We start from the raw sequence: 20,852 nt of genomic DNA on the forward strand, positions 1-20,852 counted from the left end.
TGATTTGATATCGGCATGAGTGAATTGGTTGCGGCGTTGCCGATGTATGATTGGCCCGAAATGCGCGATGAGGTCGACGCGCAATGGGTGCTGCTGCGCGATGCGTTTCGGCAAAAGGGGATCGACGCGCCGGAAGCCATCGTGCGGCGCAATGGCGACCTGCCGCCGGTGCCGGGCGGAATTCGCGATGCTGCCGGTGCATTGATCGCACCCGATCCCGCGACATTGCCGCCGGATGAACTCGATTTCCATAGATTGTGGCTGCATCCTTTGCTGCTGTTCGCGCAGACCTGCTGGGGGCCGATGGAACTTGGCCTGTCCAGGCATGTGCAGGTGGTCGGCCAGCCGAGCTATGACGCCTATGAAGGCGGGCAGGGCGAGCTCTATTCGAGCGCTCTGGTGATGCGGATAGGCGAGGGACCGGAAGTTCGATCGCCTGCGGATGGCAGCGCTCTCATCCCGCTCGATCTGATCCGCGGCAAGCGCTTCACCTTCAACAGCCTCGATTCCATGTCGGGCATCATTGCGCTGACGCGCGACCTGCAAGCGGCCGGCGAAGGCTTGGACATCTTTTCGTCGCGTAGCGAGAGCGGCGGTCACCGCGCTTCAATCGTCGCCATTGCCGAGGGCTGGGCCGATGTTGCAGCGATCGACTGCGAAAGCTGGGCGCTGGCGCAGCGCTTCGAGCCAGCAGCGCGGAAAGTCGCGATCGTCGGCTGGACCGGACGGCGCAAAGGCCTGCCGTTCATCACGGCGAGGGCAACGCCGGAAAAGACAGTCAGGGCAATGCGAGAAGCGCTTGCCGGACTATCCGAGCAGCCTCGTATCCAGCGGGTAGGTTGAGAGCTGTTCGTTGCCGGCCTCGGTGATCAGGATCTGCTCTTCGAGCTTGACGCCTTCGCGCCCGCCAAGCCGGCCGATATAGCTTTCCACGCACAGCACCATGCCAGGTTCCAGCACGCCGTCCGGCGTGTCCGATGTCCAGTCGCTGGCATGCGGCAAGGTCGGGTATTCATCGGCCAGACCGACGCCGTGATAGAGCACGCCGTAGCGCGTCGGGAAGCAGTCACCCGGCGGCACCGCCGAGGCTTCGACGAGGTCGCGAAACGAGATGCCTGGCTGCATCAGAGCCGTGTTGTGTTCGATCTGGTCGGCGGCGATGCGGAACAGGGCGCGCTGTTCATTCGACGGGTTTGCATCGCCGCACAGCCAGGTGCGCGACAGGTCGGCGCAGAAGCCGTAGGGGCCGATCAGGTCGGTGTCGAAGGCGACGAGATCGCCAGCCTCGATCTTTCGCGAAGAGCATTCCTGGAACCACGGATTGGTGCGCGGGCCTGACGTCAGCAGTCGCGTCTCGATCCACTCGCCGCCGCGCGCGATGTTGCCACGATGCAATTCCGCCCATAGCTCGTTCTCGGAAATGCCCGGCTTCAGCGCCTGTTCCATCTCGCCCATCGCCGCTTCGCAAGCGACAATCGCCCGGCGCATGGCGAGGATTTCGTCCGGCGATTTGATCAGCCGCGCGTTCTCCATCACGGCTTCGCCATTGCCGATGGAAATGCCGAGGCGAGCCAGCTCCTCGACGCCTTCGGGATTGATGTGGTCGACGGCGATGCGGCTGTTGCCGCTACCATATTCCCTGACCAAATCGGCTATTCCGGCGGCCCAACGGCGGACCTTTTGCTCGGTCAGCTCACCGCCATAGAGATACATCCACGACACCGCCGGCCGCACCTCGTTGACGACGCCGGAATGGTCGGACAGGTGCTCGCAGGAAAAATAATCGAACAGCACCACCGGGCCTTCAGTGGCGACAAAGCAATGCCGCGTCGGATTGTGCGCCACCCAAAGCTGCATGTTGGTGCTGTCGGTGGCGTAGCGGATGTTGACGGGGTCGTAGAGCAGGGCGCCGGCATAGCCGCGCCGCTTCAGCTCGGCGCGGATACGCTCCAGCCGGTATTTTCGCATCGCCGCCAGGTCGGGCGCGGCAATGCCTGCCGCCGCCCACTCAGCCTCGGCCTGCGGGCCATAGCCCAGCACATGCTGGTTGAGCGAACCCGCCTTCTGACGGGAGGCGTCGCGCAAAGCTTCGATCGAGCCCGGCTCGAACGGCATGATCTTGCGGTGGCGGCCAAAGCTGCCCTTCGGCCCCGCGCTGTCCATCGTCGAACCTCAGGTCCGCATCTTCTCGCCGCTCGGATCGAAGGGCGCTTCGACATTGATGCGGGCCGGGCGCCGTTGACCGAGGATCTCGATCTCGAACAGCCCGGCACTTTCGTCCTCGGCAAGCGCTGCGGGGATATAGCCCTGCGCCATCGACTTCTGCACATAATGCGCATAGCCGCCCGACGTGACCCAGCCGACCACGCGCCAGTCGCCGTCGACGATGCCGCGCACGGCGGATGCGCCTTCGGCAGCCTTGGAGCCACGTATTTCCTTGCCGCCCTTGTCGAAGCGCGGCGCGCCATAGCCATGCGGCTTTTCCACCGTGCCGTAGTCCTTGCTGACCTTGGCCCAGATCGGCTCGTCACCCATGACATCGGCGTCGGTGGCATCGACGATGAAGGAGACGCGGCGCAGCTTTGGCCCCTCGGCCTGTTCCTTGGCGGCGGCCTCGCGGCCGATGAAGTCATTCTTCTCGAGCTTGATGAAGCGGTCCATCGCGCCTTCGAACGGTCCATAGATCGGCCGCAACTCGCGGAACCAGGTCGGAAAGTTCTTTTCGAGGCGCATGGAGAGCAGAGCGCGCATGCCGAAATCGACAAGGCCGAATTCCTCGCCGGCGTCCTTGATCGCTTTGTAAACCAGGCGTTCGTAGGCCGGCGCCATCCAGATTTCATAGCCGAGGTCGCCGGTGTAGGTGATGCGGTTGACCATGCAAGGCGCCCCGCCAACAGCCATCTCGCGGAAATCCATGAAACGGAAGGCTTTTGTCGAGACGTCGACATCGACCAGTTTCTGCAGCAGGTCCCGTGATTTCGGCCCGGCGATCGACAGGCCGACCAGCGTCTGGTCGAAGCGGTGGATGCGCACCGTTCCGTCCTTCGGCAGGTGCTTCTCGAACCAGCGCATGTGGTATTTCTGCGCCGCCGAAGAGCCCCAGATCATGAAGCGGTCTTCTGCCGCCTTGGCGATGGTGAAGTCGCCGATCAGCTTGCCGAACTCGTTGAGCATCGGCGTCAGCACGATGCGGCGGGTCTTCGGCATGCGGTTGGTCATCAGCCGGTTGAGGAAATCCTCGGCCGCGGGTCCCGAGACTTCGTATTTGGCAAAATTGGCGATCTCGGTGACGCCGACGCGCTCACGCGTGGCGCGCACTTCCTCGCCGATCGGCCCAAAATCGTTGGAGCGATGGAAGGAGACGATATCCCTGGGTTCCTTGCCTTCAGGTGCGAACCAGAGCGGGGTTTCGAGGCCCCAGCTGTCGCCCATGACCGCGTTGTTGGCCAGCATCGTGTCGTAGAGCGGCGTCGTCTGCGCCGGACGTGCCGCCGGCAGTTCCTCATTGGGGAAGCGGATGGAGAAGCGGCGCGAATAGTTTTCCCGCACCTTGGCGTTGGTGTAGCGCAGGCCGGCCCATTCACCGAAGCGTGTAACATCCATGCCCCAGACATCGAAGCCAGGATCGCCATGCACCATCCAGTTCGACAGTGCCAGACCGACGCCGCCGCCTTGGCTGAAGCCGGCCATCACGGCGCAGGCGCACCAGAAATTGGTCAGGCCCTGCACCGGGCCGACCAGCGGGTTGCCGTCCAGCGCGAAGGTGAAGGGGCCGTTGATGATCTGCTTGATGCCGGCCTTTTCGATGCCGGGGAAATGCTTGAAGCCGATTTCCAGCGACGGCGCGATGCGGTCGAGGTCCGGCGGCAGCAATTCGTGGCCGAAATCCCATGGCGTGTTGACCGGCGACCACGGCTTGCAGGCCTTCTCGTAGGTGCCGAGCAGGATGCCGTTGCGCTCCTGGCGGGTGTAGATCTCGCCCTTGAAGTCGAGCACGCCGATCATTTCGCGGCCGGTCGATTTGTTGAATTCCTCGACCTCCGGCATCGGCTCGGTGAGCAGATACATATGTTCCATGGCCAGAACCGGCAGTTCGACGCCGACCATGCGGCCGATCTCGCGCGCCCACAGGCCGCCGCAATTGACGACATGCTCGGCCTTCACCGTGCCCTGTTCGGTGACGACATTCCAGGTGCCGTCGACCTCCTGCGTCAATTCCACGACGCGGTTGCGCAGCACGATCTCGGCGCCGAGTTTTTTCGCCGCCTTTGAATAGGCGATGGTGGTGCCGGACGGGTCGAGATGGCCTTCGACCGGATCCCACATGGCGCCGACGAAATTGGTCTCGTCCATCAGCGGGAACATCGCCTTGGCTTCGGAAGGGGTGATCAGCTCTGTGTCCATGCCGAGATAGCGGCCCTTGGCGTGGGCAAGGCGCAGGAAGTCCATGCGCTCGGGCGTATCGGCCATCATCACGCCGCCGGTCAAATGCAGCGAGCAGGACTGGCCGGATATCTCCTCGATCTCCTTGTAGAGCTGCACCGTATAGGCCTGCAGCTTGGCGACGTTGGGGTCGCCGTTCAGCGTGTGGAAGCCGCCCGCCGCGTGCCAGGACGAGCCGGATGTGAGTTCAGAGCGCTCGATCAGCATGATGTCGGTCCAGCCGGCTTTGGCCAGGTGGTAGAGAACCGAGCAGCCGACGACGCCGCCGCCGATGACAACCGCTTTTACGTGTGATTTCATCTGGATAGGTCCGTGTTTGAAGAGATTGAATCGGGTGAGCGGGGTGTGAAAACAAAGCGGAGATCGGATGCGGCCGTGTTCTCGGCCAGGCTGCCATCAAGCGCGGCGAGGATGGTTTCACAGGCCGGAGTACGATGTTTCAGGACGTCATGGTTCCAAACACGCAGGATCGAATAGCCCTGGGCACGCATGAAATCGTCGCGGCGGCGGTCATATGAGCTGCCGGCGTGTTGGTGTCCGTCGACTTCCACGACAAGCCAATTTTTGCGGCAAGCGAAGTCCGCGTAGTATGGTCCGATAGAGAACTGTCGCGTGAACTTGTAGCCGCCAAGCTTGCGGGCCTTTAACTCAAGCCAAAGCAGCGCTTCGGCCTGGTTGTCACCTTGCCTGAGTTTTCTGGCTCGCTGGGTAGTGCCCGTTTTGCGACGGCTACGGGTTTCATGAGCGCCTTCCCCCACTCCGTCGCCGCTTCGCGACGCCACCTCTCCCCCCTCCGGAGGGAGAGGAAGGGTGCCAGCGTGCATAAGCTCGCGCCTTTCCTCTCCCCCGTCGATCGGGGGAGAGGTGTCGAGCGCAGCTCGACGGAGTGGGGGTCGACCGTTCATCAACAATACTGCCGATCAAAAATCGGTCGGCGCGCCGCCTTCGGACCGGCGCTTGGCGACGAAGGCGTTGAGTTCCTCGCGGATGGCCGGGTCCATGTAGGGCTCCTCATAGGACGCCAGCCGCTCCTTCCAGACCTTGTTGGCCTTTTCGAGCGCCGTCGGCGAGCCGGCTTCCGCCCAGGTCTCGTAATTGCGCCAGTCGGAGAGGATCGGCGAGTAGAAGGCGGTCTTGTAGCGGTCCTGCGTGTGCTGGGTGCCGAAGAAATGGCCCCCGGGGCCGACCGACTGGATGGCGTCGAAGCCGAGTGCCTCTTCGGAAAGGTCGAGCGGGGTCAGGAATTCGGCCACCATCTGCAGCAGGTCGATGTCCAGAATGGTCTTCTCGTAGGAGCAGCGCAGGCCGCCTTCGAGCCAGCCGGCGGCATGCATCATCAGGTTGCCGCCGCCCTGGATGGCGCCCCACAACGAGAACACGCTTTCATAAGCCGCCTGCGCGTCGACCGTGTTGGCGGCGCAGGTGTTGGAGGTGCGGTAGGGGATGTTGTAGCGGCGGGCAAGCTGGCCGCCGACGAGCTGCGCCTTCATGTATTCCGGCGTGCCGAACGCCGGTGAACCGGACTTCATGTCGACATTGGAGGTGAAGCCGCCATATCCGACGGGGGCGCCCTTGCGCACCATCTGGGCGAAGGCGATGCCGGCAAGCGCCTCCGCGTTCTGCTGCACCAGTGCGCCGGCGATGGTGACAGGCGCCATCGCACCCGACAGGGTAAACGGCGTCACGACGACGACCTGGCCCTTGCTCGACATCTGGATGATGCCTTCCATCATCGGCACATCGAGTTTCAGCGGCGAATTGGTGTTGATGATGGTGAAGACGGACGGCTCTTCGAGCATCTGCTCGTGGCTGATGCCGCGCGCGATCCTGGCGATCTCGATGCCGTCGACATTGCGCTCCTTGCCGAGCGAATAGATGTGGAACACCTTGTCGGTGAGCACGCTGAGATCGCGGATGCATTCGAGATGGCGGACGGATGGATGGATATCGGTCGGCTCGACCGGGTAGCCGCCCGTGCAGTTCAGAATGTTGTGCATCTGCGCGAGCTTGAGGAAGTTGCGGTAGTCCTGCTGGTTGCCGGGCCGGCGGCCGCGATCGATGTCGGAGCAATTGGGCGCCGACGCCATCATCGAGACGATCACATTGTTGCCGCCGAAGCGCACATTGTGCGCAGGATTGCGGGCATGGATGGTGAATTCCGACGGGCAGTGCGACACCAGGTCGAGGATCATGTCGCTGTCGAAGCGCACCCGCTCTGAGCCGTCACGCACGTCGGCGCCATGCGCCTTCATGATGCTGCGGGCCTCATCATGCAGCACGTCGACGCCGATTTCCCGCAGCACGCGCAGGGAAGCGAGGTGAATCGATTCCAGCTCGTCGTCGGACACCAGCCTGGTTGGCGCCAGCGGGTTCTTCAACTGGCGAAAAGCCGGCTGCTCGAACGCGGCTGAGCCGCCGGCGCGCTTTCCAGCGCGGCCGCCGCGACGGGCGCGGTCGGTGGCCAATGCCGGTTCTGAGGGTTGTAGGGCGGCGGTCATGATGGTCCTCGTGGGATGCGATAGCGGGCGGCATAATGGACCGGCGGCTGTCCGGCCATTGCGGAGGCGACGACCACTAGGGCGAGGGAAGCGACATGCCGGAACGGCAGGTGCCCGGCCGCGACATCGGCTTGATCAGGTTGCCGCGTTGGAGCAAGCGGATTTCGGTGGCCGGCCCTTTCCTTCCGGGGATCGAACCGATAGCTACTTGGCTTGCCGGCCTGATGGCCAGCAGTTCATCTGGATGGCAGCATGGTCGCGACCGGCTCGAGCGAAGGCGAAGCAGGAACGCAATGGGCAGCGCTTGCCGGCGTCACCGCGGCACTTGCCATGTTTGGCGCCGCGCAAGGGCTGAGCTCGCCGCTGTTCACATTGCTGATGCAGAAGCAAGGCATGTCGCCGGCGCTGATCGGCCTGTCGGCGGCGATGATGCCGCTCGGGCTGATCCTGTCGGCTTCCTTCGTGCCGGCGGCGGTGCGGCTGGTCGGCGGGCGCAACCTGGCGGTCGGCTGCTCGCTGATCGGCGCGCTCTGCTTCCTGGGCATCGGCTATCTGCAGGACTGGGTGGCGTGGTTCGTCATCCGCTTCATCATCGGCGTGGTCATCAATCCGCTTTATATCCTTGGCGAGGTGTGGGCGCTGTCGCTGGCACCGCCGTCGCGGCGCGGCCGGGTGATGGGCGTGTTCAACACGCTGATGGGCGCCGGTTATGCCGCCGGACCATTCGCGCTGACCCTGCTCGGTACGTCGGGCTGGGCGCCTTTCATGGTCGGCGTCGCCGGCTTCGCGCTCTGCGCGGTGATCCTGCACGCCGTCTCGTCAAAGCTCACCGGCTTCGAGGATGACGGCCAGCCTGCCAGCGGCCTTGTCGGGTTTGCCAAAATGGCGCCGGCGCTGCTGCTTGCCGTGCTTGTCTCGGCGGCGGTCCAGCAGAGCACCTATGCGCTGGTCCCGGTCTTCGGCGCCAGCTATGGCCTGGCGGAAGCCGTTCTGGCCTCGCTGGTGATGGCGCTTTCCCTCGGCAACATCCTGCTGCAGATACCACTCGGCCTTCTGGCGGAGCGTTTTGGCGGCCGCGCCATGATCATCGTCTGCGCACTGGCAACAACCGTTTGCGCGCTTTTGCTGCCTCTGCTGATCACAACGCCGTTGATCTGGGTGGTGCTGCTGGTGATGGGCGCGGTCGGTTACGGCGTCTACACCATGGCATTGGTCGAACTCGGCAGCCGGTTCAAGGGCTCTGTGCTGGTCGCCGGCAACGCTGCCTTTGCGCTGATGTGGGGCGTTGGTGGCATCGTCGGCCCACCCGGTGCGGGCCTGCTCATGCAAGGCATCGGCCCACTTGGGCTGCCGGTGGTTATTGCCGCTCTCGACGCGGTGCTGGTGATGTTCGCGCTGTACCGCTCATCCATGCGCCGAGCTTCCTGATAAGCCCAACCTCCTGACAGGCCCAACCTCCTGACAGGCCCAGCCTCCTGACAGGCACTGTCTGGAGCAAGCAGTTTTCGCCCGCCAGGGGCTTACCTCTGCGCAACTCAATCGCTAATCCTGCAGCCCGACAGCGGTGCGTACATGAATTTGGTTGAATCGAACAAGGACGAGACGATGCAATGGGCGGCGATCACCGGTGTGATCGCGACCGTCTCGGTGTTCGCCATCGCGCAAGGGTTGTCCTATCCGCTGCTGAGTTTCATCCTGCAGCGCCAGGGCGTTTCGCCAGCGATGATCGGCTTGTCGGCGGCCATGACGCCGATTGGCTTCATTCTGTTATCGCCGTTGATCCCGGCGCTGGCCCGCCGATTCGGGGCAGGGCGCACCGCGCTCACCTGTGCGGCCCTTTCGGCTGTCGTGCTGGCGCTGATCGGCTGGACGCAAAATGTCTATTTGTGGTTTCCCCTGCGCTTCCTGATCGGCGTCGTGACCAATCCGCTCTATGTGCTGAGCGAGATCTGGGTGATCGCGCTGGCACCGCCGGCCCGACGCGGCCGCGTCATGGGTGTCTATTCGACGATCATCTCGGCCGGTTTCGCGACCGGGCCACTGTGCCTGCTTGCAGTCGGCACTGAGGGCTGGCCGCCCTTCCTCGTCGGCATTTTCGCCTTCGTGCTGTGTGGCATTTGCCTGGCCTCGGTGCTGCCGCGTTTGCCCAAGGTCGACGAGGCCGGGCACCAGGTTTCCGTCCTGGGTTTCGTGCCGCTGGCGTGGCTGCTTTTGTTCGCCGTCATAGTCGCCGCCGGCTTCGAACAGGGTGCGCTGGCGTTGCTGCCGGTCTATGGCACCCATCACGGCATCACCGAAACCCGCATGTCGGCGCTGCTGTCGGTGATGATCGCCGGCAACATCGCCATGCAGGTGCCGCTCGGCCTTTTGGCGGAAAGGCTTTCCGCGCGCCTGGTGCGGCTTGCCTGCGTCGCGATCACGGTGCTCGGCTGCGTCCTGCTTCCGCTTCTCATCGAGTCGCCGCTGATCTGGCCAATGATCTTTGTCTGGGGCGCGGTTTCCTACGGCATCTACACAATGTCGATCATCGAGCTCGGCGAACGCTTCACCGGCTCCGCACTGGTCGCCGGCAATGCGGCCTTTTCCTTGATGTGGGGGGTCGGCGGCATCGCCGTGCCGCCGCTGGCGGGGGGCGCCATGGATGTTATGGGCGCCGGCGGACTGCCGATCACGCTTGGGCTGCTGTGCCTGGCGCTGGCCATTGCGAGCCTCGCTGGTCGGCGGAAAGCCTCAATTGTGCGCTGAACATGGTGAATATCGACGGCCTGTCGGCGTTGGCTTTTTCAAAGCAACGCGTTTATCGGAGACCTCATGACCAAGCCTGCCACCCAGACGCCGAATTCCGCCCCCACGACCGACGATCCCTTTCTCTGGCTGGAGGACAGGACAGCCAAGCAGTCATTGGACTGGGTACATCGCCAGAACGAGATCACGGTTGGCGAATTGCAGGGCGATCCGTCCTATCAGGCGTCGTTCCAGACCGCGCTCGACCTGATGACGGCCGAGGACAACATCGCGGTCGGCGCGGCAAAAGCCGGCCATGTCTACAATTTCTGGCAGGACAAGACCAATGTGCTCGGCCTCTGGCGCCGCACGACCGTCGCTTCCTACAAGACCGAGAAGCCCGACTGGGAAACGATCATCGACTTCGACCAGCTTGCGGCGGAGGAAGGGATAAAATGGGTTTTTGGCGGCGCCAGCCGGCTCTATCCCGACTTCAACCTTTGCCTTGTCTCGATGTCGCCGGATGGCGGCGACGCCAGCGAGATGCGCGAATTCGACATCGCGACCAAGTCGTTTGTCGAGGGTGGGTTTCGTGCACCCGCTTCCAAGTCGGGTTTCAGCTGGCTGGATAAGGACACCGTGATTGTTTCGGCCGCTTTCGACGAGGCCGACAAGACCGAGTCCGGCTATCCGCGAATCATAAAGCTGTGGAAGCGCGATACCAAGCTGGAAGACGCAACGCCGATCTTCGAGGCGCAGAAAGAGGATCTCGCCGTTGGTGCCGCTGTCGAGTACGACGGTGACAGACGCTATCTGGTCCTGGCTCGAACGCTGAATTTCTTCGCTTCGCACATCTTCCTTCGGCTGCCTTCCGGCGAAAACAAACAGCTGCCGCTACCGGACGACATGACCGATACGGCAATATTCAGGGATCAGCTCGTGTTCGGCGTGCGCAGTGCATGGACGGCGCCCGACGACACGGTTTGCAAGCCCGACGGTCTTTATTCGCTGGACCTGGCGCGCTGGGTCGAGACCGGCGCGATCGGGCCTGTCGAAACCTTGTTCGAGCCGGCCTATCGCGTTTCCATAGCCGGCATTGCCCGCACGCGGGACCGGCTGTTCGTCAGCCTGATGGACAATGTGCGCGGCAAAGTCGTCGTCTGCGAGCGCATGGATGGCAACTGGTCGCTGAAACCGGTGGCGCTGCCCGAAAATGGCAATGTCGGCATCAGTCATGCCGAGCAGTTCGGCTCGAGTGTCTCCTTCTCCTTCACCGATTTCCTGACCCCGAGTTCGATCATCTGGTCCGACGACAATGGCGAGACGCTCGCCACCGTGAAGTCGCAGCCGGCGCGTTTCGATGCCTCGCCGCTGATCTCGGAACAGTTCGAGGCGCGCTCCAAGGACGGCACGATGATCCCCTATTTCGTCGTCAGGCGGCGCGACCAGAAAGGTCCGGTGCCGACGCTGCTTTACGGCTATGGCGGCTTCGAAGTGCCGCTGCTGCCCGGCTATGCCGGCGTGCGTGGTAAGCTGTGGCTGGAGAAAGGCAATGCCTATGTGCAGGCATGCATCCGCGGCGGCGGCGAGTTCGGCCCAGCCTGGCATCAGGCGGCGCTCAAGGGCAATCGCCAGAACGGATTCGACGATTTCGCAGCGGTCGCGCAGGACGTCGTCAAGCGCGGCATCGCGACAGCAAGCTCGCTCGGCATCCAGGGTGGTTCGAATGGCGGCTTGCTGACCGGCGTTTCCTTGACGCAGCATCCCGAGCTTTTCGGCGCCGTCATCATCGAGGTGCCGCTGCTCGACATGCTGCGTTACGCCGAATTGCCGCCTGGCGCCTCGTGGATGGCCGAATATGGCGATCCGTCGAAACCCGAAGACGCGAAGTGGCTTTCAGCCTACTCGCCCTACCAGCATGTCGACGCCGCTGCCGCCTATCCGCCTGTGCTGCTGACCACATCGACCGCTGACGATCGGGTCCATCCCGGCCATGCGCGCAAGATGGCCGCCCGCCTGCAGGAAGCCGGCCATGCGAGGACGCTGTTCTTCGAGGAGACCGAGGGCGGCCATGGCGGGCGTGGCGACCGCCGGCCGCAGGCGGCGCAGACGGCGATGAAATATGTCTTCCTGCAAAGGGCGCTGACAGCCAAGGCCTAGAGTCATTCAGTTATGGGCCAAGCAAAGGGTGGTTCTCCTCGAGCAGCCTTTGCTCTAAGGTGGCTTCCATGGCTCTCGTCAGGACGTTGATTGACGCATTTGAGGCTCGCGCATTGCGGGTCGCGGTGACGCCGTCACCGCGCACGCTGCGCGCCGAGCTTTTGCGGCTGTGTGCCCGCATCGGCTATTCGCCACCTCTCTGCCTCTGAAGCATTCGCCCCGGCTTGGCCGGATAGAATCCAGAGGGAAGATCAGACATGACCTATCAGAATTATTCGCTGAAGCAGCTTCAGCAGATCGACGCCGCGCATCATCTGCATCCGTTCACCGACCACAAGGAAATGCGCGGGGCCGGGTCGCGCATCATCACCCATGCCAACGGCCCTTTCATCTACGATTCCGAGGGGGCTGAAATCCTCGACGGCATGGCCGGGCTGTGGTGCGTCAACATCGGCTATGGCCGTGACGAGCTGGCCGAGGCCGCCTATGCCCAGATGAAGGAACTGCCTTACTACAACTCCTTCTTCAAATGCTCGACGCCGACGCCAGTGCTGCTGTCCAAGAAGCTGGCGGAGATCGCGCCGAAGCACGTCAACCAGGTATTCTACGGCTCTTCCGGGTCGGAAGCCAACGACACCGCGCTGCGCCTCGTGCGCCACTATTGGGTGCTGGAGGGCAAGCCGGAGAAGAACCGCATCATCTCGCGCAAGATGGCCTATCACGGCTCGACCGTTGCCGGCACCTCGCTCGGCGGCATGGATGGTATGCACAAGCAGCTCAACGGTGCGGTGCCCAACATCGTCCATGTGATGATGCCCTATGCCTATGAGCTGGCGCTGCCTGGCGAGAGCGATCATGATTTCGGTCTGCGCGCGGCCGGGGCTGTCGAGGAGGCGATCCTCGAAGCCGGCGCCGACAAGGTTGCCGCGTTTATCGGCGAGCCGATCATGGGAGCCGGCGGCGTGAAGATACCGCCGGCGAGCTATTGGCCGGAAGTGCAGCGCATCTGCCGTAAATACGATGTCCTGCTGATGCTGGACGAAGTCATCACCGGTTATGGTCGCACCGGCGAATGGTTTGCCGCACAGACACTCGGCATCGAGCCAGACACGATCACCACGGCCAAGGCGCTGACCTCGGGCTATCAGCCGCTGTCGGCATTGCTGGTTGGCGACCGCATCGCCTCGACGCTGGTCGAGAAGGGCGGCGAGTTCAACCATGGCTACACCTATTCCGGGCACCCGGTGGCCTGCGCCGTGGCGCTGAAGAACCTCGAGATCATCGAGCGCGAAGGGCTGGTCGACCGCGTCCGGAACGACACCGGCCCTTACTTCGCCAAGGCGTTGCAGGAGCGCATTGCCGGACATGATCTGGTCGGCGAGGTCCGTTCGATCGGACTGATGGGCGCGATCGAGATCGTCAAGGACAAGGCGACCAAGGAGCGGTTCCTGCCGGCTGGAAGTGCGGCGGTAACCGTGCGGGATCACGCCATCACGAATGGCATGATGCTGCGCGCCACCGGCGACACGATGATCCTGTCGCCGCCGCTGATCTGGACCCGCGATACGATCGATATGGCCTGCGACCGCATCTCGAAGGCGCTGGATCTGGCGCAAGCCGATCTTCGCAAGCGGTAGAACTCGACCCCTCGGCTGGGCGCTCTTCGGCGGGCGCGCCCAGCCTTGAGACCATGCCGAAGCGGCGAGGGAACGAATTCCATCACAAGCGCGTAGTGTGTGGGGCAGCGGCTGATTCGGCCGCCACAAGGGGTTTGTTTCCATGAGAGAAACCGGCAAGAGCCGACGGACGCGAGAAGCGGCCAGCATCAGCGGCGACCTGATGCTGGCGCCGCTGGTGGCGATGATGCGGCTGCCGTTGATGGCCATGGATGGCGGGAGCCGCCAGCCATGGAGTACGGAGACGGCGCGTGCGGTCAACGAGAAGACCGCCGCTATGGCCGAAGGCGCGTTTGCGGCGCAAATGTCTTTCCTGCAATCGGCGTCGCGGTTCTGGCCGGAAGTCTTTTCCGGCCGCACGCCATCGCTGTTCAACGGGGTTGCGGCGGAGCGCTCGATCAGCGCCGCGCTGAAGCCGGCAAGCCGTGCCGTGAAAGCGAATTTTCGCCGGCTGTCCAACAAGACCTGACCGGGGTTGCAAACCGACAGTTTCTGGGTCGGCGGCCATCTCAACGTCGATGCGAATGGGGCTGGTGACGCCCAGTTCGGCATTCCGGTCCACGGCGCCAGGGGCAAGGGCACGGCCTATTCGACGGCTGTCCGGACAGCCGGCACGTGGAGCCTGCGCCTGCTGGTCGTCAGGGTCGAGGGAGCCGATGCGCCGATCGTGCTGATCAACGAAGATCATGTCCCGATCCCGAATGCTGCAATCGGAATATAGCTAGGCAAAACGCAAAAAAGCGGCCTGAACGCGGGCGCGACAGCTGACAGTTCGGCCGGCTTCGTGGCCCAACAGTCGGGTGACCACTGCAGCGTTCCAGACAAGGAAATATGCTGAAAAGCCGGATGCTGTCTGACAGTATGCGCATGCGTTCATGTGGACCGGTGGCAATTTCAGACAAGGGCACGCGCATATGGTGAGTTCCTTTCGTGCGGTCGTGGTCGGTGGCGGCTGTGTGGGCGCCGGCATTCTCTACGGCCTGGCAAAGCGCGGCTGGACCGATGTGGCATTGCTGGAGCGAACACAGCTTACGGCCGGTTCGACATGGCATGCCGCGGGGCTCATCCCCTCTTACGCGCGCAGCCGCAATGTCGGCCGCATGATCGCCAGATCGATCGCGATCTATGAAGGCCTGGAGGCGGAGACGGGCCAGAACGTCGGCTGGCACAAATGCGGGCAACTGCGCATTGCCAACACGCGCGACAGGCTGGACGAGTACAGAAGCTACATGGACGTTGCCGAGGTCCAGGGAGTGCGGGCCCGGATCGTATCGCCCGCGGAGGCGCGAGAGATCTGGCCGCTGCTCGACAACAACACCATGCTGGGTGCCCTCTACCATCCCGATGACGGCCACATTGCACCCGCCGATGTCACCCAGGCCATGGCCAAGGGTGCACGCGACCTCGGCGCGAAGATCCATCTTGATACCGAGGTCGTGGGTTTCGAGCGGATGCCGAGCGGCGAGTGGAGGGTCAAAACCTCACGCGGCGAGATCGTCTGTGAACATGTCATCCTTGCAACAGGCAATTACGCACGCCAGACAGGCGCCATGCTGGGCCTGGACATTCCCGCGATCCCGATCCTGCACCAGTACTGGATCACCGAGGCGGTTCCCGAAATCGTGGAACGCAAACGGCTTGGTCTTCCGGAGATGCCGATCCTCAGGGACGAGGGTTACGAGGGCTATCTGCGCGAAGAGGGAGACGGGCTGATGTTCGGTCCCTATGAGCGTACCGAGCAGCTCAAGCTGTTCGCCGAAAACGGTGTCCCGGAATGGTTCGGCGCCGATCTGCTCGATGAAGATTTCGATGCCGTTTCCTGGAACTGGGAGCGCGCCACCGAACTGGTTCCCGCGCTCGGGCGCGCCGGCATCAAGCGCAATGTGCGAGGACCTTTCCAGATGACGGCCGATGAGCTGCCGCTGATGGGGCAGGCGTGGGGCCTGGAGAATGTCTGGCTCGCCGAAGGGGTGCCGGGGGGCATCCTTTGGGGCGGTGCGATTGGCTATTACCTCTCCGAACGGATCGTGGAGGGTGGCAACAGCATCGACACGGCGGAGCTGGATCCCCGCAGGTTCGGCCGATACGCCAACAAGAACTGGACCCGGGCCAAGGTCCGGGAAGCCTGGGGCACCCACGCCGTACAGCACTATCCGGGCCAGGACATGCCGGCGGCGCGACCGCAGAAAACGGCCCCGTCCTATGACCGCCTAAGTCAGCTTGGCGCGGTATGGGACGTGTTGAACGGCTGGGAGATGCCGAGCTGGTTTGCGCCCGCGGGTGTCGAGGCGCGCAATGTCTACAGCTGGCGCTGGACCCCCAAGGGGAACCACGTCGCCGCAGAGGTCCAGGCTGTCCGCCACGCCGGCGGTCTGGTCGAGATGACACCAATGACCAAGTTCGAGGTCGGCGGGCCGGGCGCCGAGGGCTGGCTCGACGGAATCCTGGCCAACAGACTGCCGCGTCCCGGTCGTGTCGCTCTTGCCCATCACCTGACGCCGACCGGCGGCGTGCAGGCCGAGTATGTGGTGGCGCGGCTGCAGAGCGACCTGTTCTATCTCATATCGACGCCGCGCGCCGAACGCTGGAACCTTGACGATCTCGGCCGGCTGTTGCCGAAGGACGGCAGCGTGCATCTGCGCAACGTCACGGAGGATCGCGGCAGCTTCACGGTGGTTGGGCCGAAGGCGCGCGACATACTGCAGCCGCTGACGGAGATCGACCTCTCCAACGAGGCCTTCCCATGGTTCAGCGTACAGTCCAGCACCGTCGGCATGGCCAGCGACGTACGGCTGCTGCGTGTCAACTATTCGGGTGAGCTGGGATGGGAGCTCTATCATCCACTCTGCTACCAGCGGCATTTGCTGGATGCGCTTCTGGCATCGGGAGAGGCACACGGGCTGAGGCTGGTCGGACTTCAAGCGCTGGAATCGCTTCGTCTCGATAAATCCTACCGGGCCATGTACCGCGATATGAACCCCGAATTGTCCGCCTGGGAAAGCGGCCTCGAGCGCTTCATCAGCCTCGACAACAGGGACTTCATCGGCCGGGCGGCACTGGTCGCGAAACAGCAGCAGGTTACACGCCGGATCGCCACACTGTCGATCGACACGGATGGTGCGAGCGCATTCGCCTTCGAGGGCGTTTACCGCGAAGGCGAGCTCGTCGGCCACATCACCTCGGCGGGCTATTCCTACACTTTTGGTCACGACATAGCACTTGCGCTGCTGCCCCTGGAACTTGTGTCGCCCGGTACCGAGCTCCAGGTTTCGATCCTCGGCGAGCGCCGCGCGGCAAAGGTGATCGCCGACTCGCCCTATGATCCGGAAGGCGCCCGCGGGCGCATGTGAGGTATCCCGGAGTACAGTTTCCGGTTCATCGATGTCTCAACCGTGCTGCAGGGTAAAACGCAAAAACCGCGCTCCATCGGGAACGCGGTTTTGCCAGATACGCATGGCGCTTCGCTACGCAAACACTTTGCGAAACTTATGGCACTTGTCGAAACTTACGGGCTCCGGTACGCGAGACCTGATCCGGAGCGCCGGACGGATGAGATGTCCGCCTCACAGTCCGTTTTATAGGGACATCGTTACCGCGGAGTTATCGAGAGCTTAAGCAAATCTAAATTTTCATTTTTTCCACCGAAGGAAACCGGAAAAATCCGCCAAATCCGTGGGTTACGCCGGGTTACCCCTGAGAAAATTAATTATGCCGGAGAAATCGACGCCGCCATGTCCCTGGGCGTTGAACAAGGCATAAAGCTGAGCCGCTTCGGCACCGAGCGGCGTTACAGCACCCGCACCTTGCGCGGCTTCCTGGGACAATTTCAGGTCTTTCAGCATCAAGGCGGCTGCAAATCCTGGGTTGTAGTCCCTGTTTGCGGGCGAAGTCGGCACCGGGCCGGGCACCGGGCAGTAGGTGGTCAAGGACCAGCATTGGCCCGACGAGGTCGAGGCGACGTCGAACAGCGCCTGATGCGACAGGCCGAGCTTTTCGGCCAGAACGAAGGCTTCGGCGACACCGATCATCGAAATGCCGAGGATCATGTTGTTGCAGATCTTTGCTGCCTGGCCGGCGCCGTCGCCGCCGCAATGGACGATGCGGCCGGCCATCGGCTTCAGGATCGGCTCGGCGGCAGCGAAGGCATCATCGGAGCCTCCCGCCATGAAGGTCAGCGTGCCGGCCGCAGCCCCGCCGGTGCCGCCCGAGACCGGTGCATCGATCGACGACAGCGCGTGCTTCCTGGCGACGGCGTGGGCTTTGCGGGCTGACTCGACGTCGATGGTCGAGGAATCGATAAAGAGTGCGCCTTGCCTGGCCTTGGGCGCGATGTCTTCGTAGACGGAGAGGACATGCTTGCCTGCAGGCAGCATGGTGATCACCACGTCGGCATCCTTCACCGCGGCCAAGGCATTCGCCATAATCGTCACGCCATGTTCCTTGGCGACGGTGAGGTTTTCCGGAACGAGGTCGAAACCGTTCACCGCATGCCCGGCCTTGACCAGATTGGCGGCCATTGGATTGCCCATATTGCCGAGGCCGATGAAGGCGATCGTCGTCATTGTCTGTCTCCCAGAGTTGCTGGCTTCAACGGCCAATCAGCGCGCGAGCGATGATGACGCGCATGATCTCGTTGGTGCCTTCGAGGATCTGGTGCACGCGCAGGTCCCGCACCAGTTTCTCGATGCCGTAGTCGTGCAGGTAGCCGTAGCCGCCGAGCAGCTGCAGTGCGTCATTGGCGACATTGAAGCCGGTGTCGGTGACGAAGCGCTTGGCCATCGCCGACCATTTGCCAGCATCCGGCGCCTTGCGGTCGAGCTTCGAGGCGGCGGCATAAAGGAAGATACGCGCCGCCTGCAGCTCGGTCTCCATGTCGGCCAGCCTGAATTGCAGCGCCTGGAATTGATTGATCTTCGAGCCGAAAGCCTTGCGCTCGGCGGTGTAGGACAGCGCCTTGTCGAGCGCCGACTGCGCGCCGCCCAGCGAACAGGCGGCGATGTTCAGCCGGCCGCCGTCGAGCCCGGCCATGGCGATGCCGAAGCCAGCGCCTTCGTCGGACAGAAGGTTCTCCGCCGGCACCTTGCAATCCTCGAAGATGACCTGGCGGGTCGACTGCATGTGCCAGCCCATCTTGTGCTCGTTTGCCCCAAAGGAGAGGCCCGGCGCATCTCTGGGCACGACGATGGTGGAAATGCCTTTCGGCCCGTCCGCGCCGGTGCGCACCATGACGGCATAGACATCGCTGTCGCCGGCGCCGGAGATGAACTGTTTGGTGCCGTTGAGCACATAGTCGCCGCCGCTCTTCACCGCACGGGTCTTGAGCGCCGCGGCATCGGAGCCGGAGCCTGGCTCGGTCAGGCAGTAGCTGGCCAGCCATTCCATCGAAGTGAGCTTGGGCAGGAAGCGCTGGCGCTGTTCGTCATTGCCGAAACGGTCGATCATCGAGGCCACCATGTTGTGGATCGAGATGAAGGACGAAAAGGCCGGATCGGCGTGCGACAGCGCCTCAAAGATCAGCACGGCGTCGAGCCGGCCAAGTGCCGAGCCACCGACATCGTCCCTGATATAGATGCCGCCGAGCCCGAGCGGACCGGTCTCGCGGATCACGTCGGCCGGGAAATGCTTGTTGCGGTCCCAATCGAGCGCATTCGGTGCGACACGGTCGGCGGCGAAGGCCTGCGCCATCTCCTGGATGGCGCGCTGCTCCTCGTTGAGTTCGAATTGGCTGGTGCTCGCATCGACCGCGGCGTCCATGGCGTGCTCCCTGTGTGCTGGCCAGCTAGCTCGCTGGCCTGTTGTTTTTGGCTTTGCGCGCGCACCAATCTAGACCAATGATGCCGCCGCGCAACCCGATCCCCTGCGGAGCGGCTGTGCATCAATGCATGTCCGGAGCAAGATATGACGACAAAATTCGATGAACTGCTGGGCCGGTTCCACGCATACCTTGCGACCGTGGATCACGTCCTGATGCGCGATGCCGTGGCCCGGATCGGCTGGGACATGCCGGCTCGCACGCTGGAGCCGCGTCCGCTTGCCTGCCTGCGCCATCTCGATCGCGCCGCCGAACTGGCGCCTCCGGATGCCAAGCCGCTGGTGCAACTGCTTGCCGAACGTCGGAATGATTTCCGCTGGGGGCAGACTTATGGCGAGGCGGACTTCGGGAAAGAGTTCATCGAGAATTACGGCTGGCTGGAAGTGTTCGGCACACGTGGCCACTTTGCCAATGACGCGGCCGCCGCCGGCCTGCTGATTCTTGGACCAGATATCGTCTATCCCGACCACCATCACGTCGCCGAGGAAATCTACATTCCGCTGACCGGCGGCACCGAATGGCGCATGGGCGAGAGCGGCTTTTGCATGCGTACGGCCGGCGAGGTCGTTCATCACGCTTCCAACGTCAATCACGCCATGCGCACGGGCAAAGACCCGTTGCTGGCGCTGTACATCTGGCGCGGCGGGCCGTTGGCGCAGAAATCCGATATCACCGGAACCGTGGCGCAGGGCAGGGACTGATGGCCAAAGCGATCATGCTGCAAGGCACGGGTTCCGACGTGGGCAAGACCGTGCTGGTCGCCGGCCTCTGCCGCGCGGCAAAAAAGCGTGGGCTGAAGGTGCGGCCGTTCAAGCCGCAGAACATGTCGAACAATGCCGCCGTCGCCGAAATTCCAGGTGACAACAATGCCGGCGGCGGTGAGATCGGCCGCGCGCAATGGCTGCAGGCGATCGCTTGCGGTGTCGCGCCATCGGTCCACATGAACCCGGTGCTGCTGAAGCCGCAGACCGATGTCGGCGCGCAGGTCATCGTGCAGGGCAAAATGTTCGGGGAAGCGCGGGCGCGCGACTACCAGGCGATGAAGGGCCGGCTGATGGACGCCGTGCTGGACTCCTGGGGCAAGGTCGGCGAGGGCGCCGATCTGGTCATCGTCGAGGGCGCCGGCTCGCCGGCCGAGATCAACCTGCGCAGCCGCGACATCGCCAATATGGGCTTTGCCACGCGCGCCGACGTGCCCGTGGTGCTGGTCGGCGACATCGATCGCGGCGGCGTCATCGCTTCGGTGGCCGGCACGCATCTGATCCTCCCGGAAGAGGACCGGCGCATGATCGCCGGCTACCTCATCAACAAGTTCCGCGGCGACGTTTCGCTGTTTGACGACGGCCTGAAGTCGATCGAGACATTCACGGGCTGGCGCTGTTTCGGTGTCGTTCCGTGGCTGAAGGCGGCGGCACGCTTGCCTTCGGAAGATTCGGTGGTGCTGGAGCGGCTGGCGTCCGGCGAAGCGCGCGCGCTGAAGGTGGCGGTGCCGATGCTTGGCCGCATCGCCAATTTCGACGATCTCGACCCGCTCAAGGC

The 20,852-nt window shown here is 63.4% G+C and carries 17 protein-coding genes; 11 read left to right on the top strand and 6 right to left on the bottom strand.

The window, feature by feature from the left end:
* Positions 1–15 precede the first annotated feature (15 nt).
* The gene (locus tag EOC83_RS23660; RefSeq protein ID WP_063168193.1) at positions 16–843 is read left to right on the top strand and encodes a PhnD/SsuA/transferrin family substrate-binding protein; all 828 of its coding nucleotides are present in this window, start codon (positions 16–18) and stop codon (positions 841–843) included.
* Here the strand turns inward: EOC83_RS23660 and EOC83_RS23665 are convergent.
* The 4 genes from EOC83_RS23665 to EOC83_RS23680 form a co-directional block, all read right to left on the bottom strand.
* Complete coding sequence (locus EOC83_RS23665) at positions 808–2,163, bottom strand: Xaa-Pro peptidase family protein (protein ID WP_063168192.1); 1,356 nt, start codon at positions 2,161–2,163, stop codon at positions 808–810. The genes EOC83_RS23660 and EOC83_RS23665 overlap by 36 nt on opposite strands.
* A gap of 9 nt (positions 2,164–2,172) precedes the next feature.
* On the bottom strand, positions 2,173–4,743 hold the full coding sequence (locus EOC83_RS23670) for an FAD-dependent oxidoreductase (protein WP_027160490.1): 2,571 nt from the start codon (positions 4,741–4,743) through the stop codon (positions 2,173–2,175).
* Complete coding sequence (locus EOC83_RS23675) at positions 4,740–5,225, bottom strand: DUF559 domain-containing protein (RefSeq protein WP_127224122.1); 486 nt, start codon at positions 5,223–5,225, stop codon at positions 4,740–4,742. The genes EOC83_RS23670 and EOC83_RS23675 overlap by 4 nt, the downstream gene beginning before the upstream one ends.
* A gap of 138 nt (positions 5,226–5,363) precedes the next feature.
* Complete coding sequence (locus EOC83_RS23680) at positions 5,364–6,941, bottom strand: trimethylamine methyltransferase family protein (protein WP_024501293.1); 1,578 nt, start codon at positions 6,939–6,941, stop codon at positions 5,364–5,366.
* Between the two features lie 252 nt (positions 6,942–7,193).
* On the opposite strand from EOC83_RS23680, the gene EOC83_RS23685 reads away from it, so the two are divergent.
* The 8 genes from EOC83_RS23685 (at position 7,194) to EOC83_RS23720 (ending at position 16,851) form a co-directional block, all read left to right on the top strand.
* Positions 7,194–8,369 (top strand): MFS transporter, encoded by a 1,176-nt coding sequence (locus EOC83_RS23685; protein ID WP_027160489.1) that lies wholly within the window; start codon positions 7,194–7,196, stop codon positions 8,367–8,369.
* 144 nt (positions 8,370–8,513) lie between these two features.
* A complete protein-coding gene (locus EOC83_RS23690) occupies positions 8,514–9,686 on the top strand; it encodes an MFS transporter (RefSeq protein ID WP_063168191.1) in 1,173 nt (390 codons plus the stop codon).
* A 66-nt stretch (positions 9,687–9,752) separates the two neighbouring features.
* On the top strand, positions 9,753–11,825 hold the full coding sequence (locus tag EOC83_RS23695) for a prolyl oligopeptidase family protein (RefSeq protein ID WP_063168190.1): 2,073 nt from the start codon (positions 9,753–9,755) through the stop codon (positions 11,823–11,825).
* A 68-nt stretch (positions 11,826–11,893) separates the two neighbouring features.
* Positions 11,894–12,034 (top strand): capsid protein, encoded by a 141-nt coding sequence (locus EOC83_RS23700; RefSeq protein WP_082826679.1) that lies wholly within the window; start codon positions 11,894–11,896, stop codon positions 12,032–12,034.
* A 48-nt stretch (positions 12,035–12,082) separates the two neighbouring features.
* A complete protein-coding gene (locus tag EOC83_RS23705) occupies positions 12,083–13,462 on the top strand; it encodes an aspartate aminotransferase family protein (RefSeq protein WP_013531202.1) in 1,380 nt (459 codons plus the stop codon).
* A gap of 142 nt (positions 13,463–13,604) precedes the next feature.
* Positions 13,605–13,970 (top strand): hypothetical protein, encoded by a 366-nt coding sequence (locus EOC83_RS23710; protein ID WP_063168189.1) that lies wholly within the window; start codon positions 13,605–13,607, stop codon positions 13,968–13,970.
* Positions 13,971–13,976: 6 nt separating this feature from the next.
* The gene (locus EOC83_RS23715) at positions 13,977–14,222 is read left to right on the top strand and encodes a cytochrome c oxidase assembly factor Coa1 family protein (protein ID WP_244514305.1); all 246 of its coding nucleotides are present in this window, start codon (positions 13,977–13,979) and stop codon (positions 14,220–14,222) included.
* A 193-nt stretch (positions 14,223–14,415) separates the two neighbouring features.
* A complete protein-coding gene (locus EOC83_RS23720) occupies positions 14,416–16,851 on the top strand; it encodes an FAD-dependent oxidoreductase (protein WP_063170256.1) in 2,436 nt (811 codons plus the stop codon).
* A gap of 327 nt (positions 16,852–17,178) precedes the next feature.
* Here the strand turns inward: EOC83_RS23720 and mmsB are convergent, their stop codons facing one another.
* Positions 17,179–18,063, bottom strand: a complete 885-nt coding sequence (gene mmsB / locus EOC83_RS23730; RefSeq protein ID WP_063168188.1) for a 3-hydroxyisobutyrate dehydrogenase — start codon at positions 18,061–18,063, stop codon at positions 17,179–17,181.
* A 25-nt stretch (positions 18,064–18,088) separates the two neighbouring features.
* Complete coding sequence (locus tag EOC83_RS23735) at positions 18,089–19,255, bottom strand: isobutyryl-CoA dehydrogenase (protein ID WP_013531207.1); 1,167 nt, start codon at positions 19,253–19,255, stop codon at positions 18,089–18,091.
* Positions 19,256–19,399: 144 nt separating this feature from the next.
* Here EOC83_RS23735 and EOC83_RS23740 point away from each other — a divergent pair, with 144 nt between their 5' ends.
* Together EOC83_RS23740 and EOC83_RS33305 are read left to right on the top strand one after the other, a co-directional pair.
* Entirely contained in the window at positions 19,400–20,014 is a 615-nt protein-coding gene (locus EOC83_RS23740) for a dimethylsulfonioproprionate lyase family protein (protein ID WP_063168187.1), read from the top strand.
* Positions 20,014–20,852, top strand: an 839-nt coding sequence (locus EOC83_RS33305; protein WP_245441842.1) for a cobyric acid synthase, incomplete at its 3' end; no start/stop codon positions are given. The genes EOC83_RS23740 and EOC83_RS33305, both read left to right, overlap by 1 nt.

This window comes from Mesorhizobium sp. Primo-A (assembly GCF_003997175.1).
GTDB classification, from domain to species: Bacteria; Pseudomonadota; Alphaproteobacteria; order Rhizobiales; family Rhizobiaceae; genus Mesorhizobium; species Mesorhizobium ciceri.

Bases quoted from the DNA above. Each gene is read 5' to 3' on its own strand.
- EOC83_RS23680 (WP_024501293.1), bottom strand. From the start codon at position 6,941: ATGACCGCCGCCCTACAACCCTCAGAACCGGCATTGGCCACCGACCGC.
- EOC83_RS23735 (WP_013531207.1), bottom strand. From the start codon at position 19,255: ATGGACGCCGCGGTCGATGCGAGCACCAGCCAATTCGAACTCAACGAG.
- EOC83_RS23700 (WP_082826679.1), top strand. From the start codon at position 11,894: ATGGCTCTCGTCAGGACGTTGATTGACGCATTTGAGGCTCGCGCATTG.
- EOC83_RS23690 (WP_063168191.1), top strand. From the start codon at position 8,514: ATGAATTTGGTTGAATCGAACAAGGACGAGACGATGCAATGGGCGGCG.
- EOC83_RS23660 (WP_063168193.1), top strand. From the start codon at position 16: ATGAGTGAATTGGTTGCGGCGTTGCCGATGTATGATTGGCCCGAAATG.
- EOC83_RS23740 (WP_063168187.1), top strand. From the start codon at position 19,400: ATGACGACAAAATTCGATGAACTGCTGGGCCGGTTCCACGCATACCTT.
- EOC83_RS23685 (WP_027160489.1), top strand. From the start codon at position 7,194: ATGGTCGCGACCGGCTCGAGCGAAGGCGAAGCAGGAACGCAATGGGCA.
- EOC83_RS23710 (WP_063168189.1), top strand. From the start codon at position 13,605: ATGAGAGAAACCGGCAAGAGCCGACGGACGCGAGAAGCGGCCAGCATC.
- mmsB (WP_063168188.1), bottom strand. From the start codon at position 18,063: ATGACGACGATCGCCTTCATCGGCCTCGGCAATATGGGCAATCCAATG.
- EOC83_RS23670 (WP_027160490.1), bottom strand. From the start codon at position 4,743: ATGAAATCACACGTAAAAGCGGTTGTCATCGGCGGCGGCGTCGTCGGC.
- EOC83_RS23695 (WP_063168190.1), top strand. From the start codon at position 9,753: ATGACCAAGCCTGCCACCCAGACGCCGAATTCCGCCCCCACGACCGAC.
- EOC83_RS23665 (WP_063168192.1), bottom strand. From the start codon at position 2,163: ATGGACAGCGCGGGGCCGAAGGGCAGCTTTGGCCGCCACCGCAAGATC.
- EOC83_RS23705 (WP_013531202.1), top strand. From the start codon at position 12,083: ATGACCTATCAGAATTATTCGCTGAAGCAGCTTCAGCAGATCGACGCC.
- EOC83_RS23720 (WP_063170256.1), top strand. From the start codon at position 14,416: ATGGTGAGTTCCTTTCGTGCGGTCGTGGTCGGTGGCGGCTGTGTGGGC.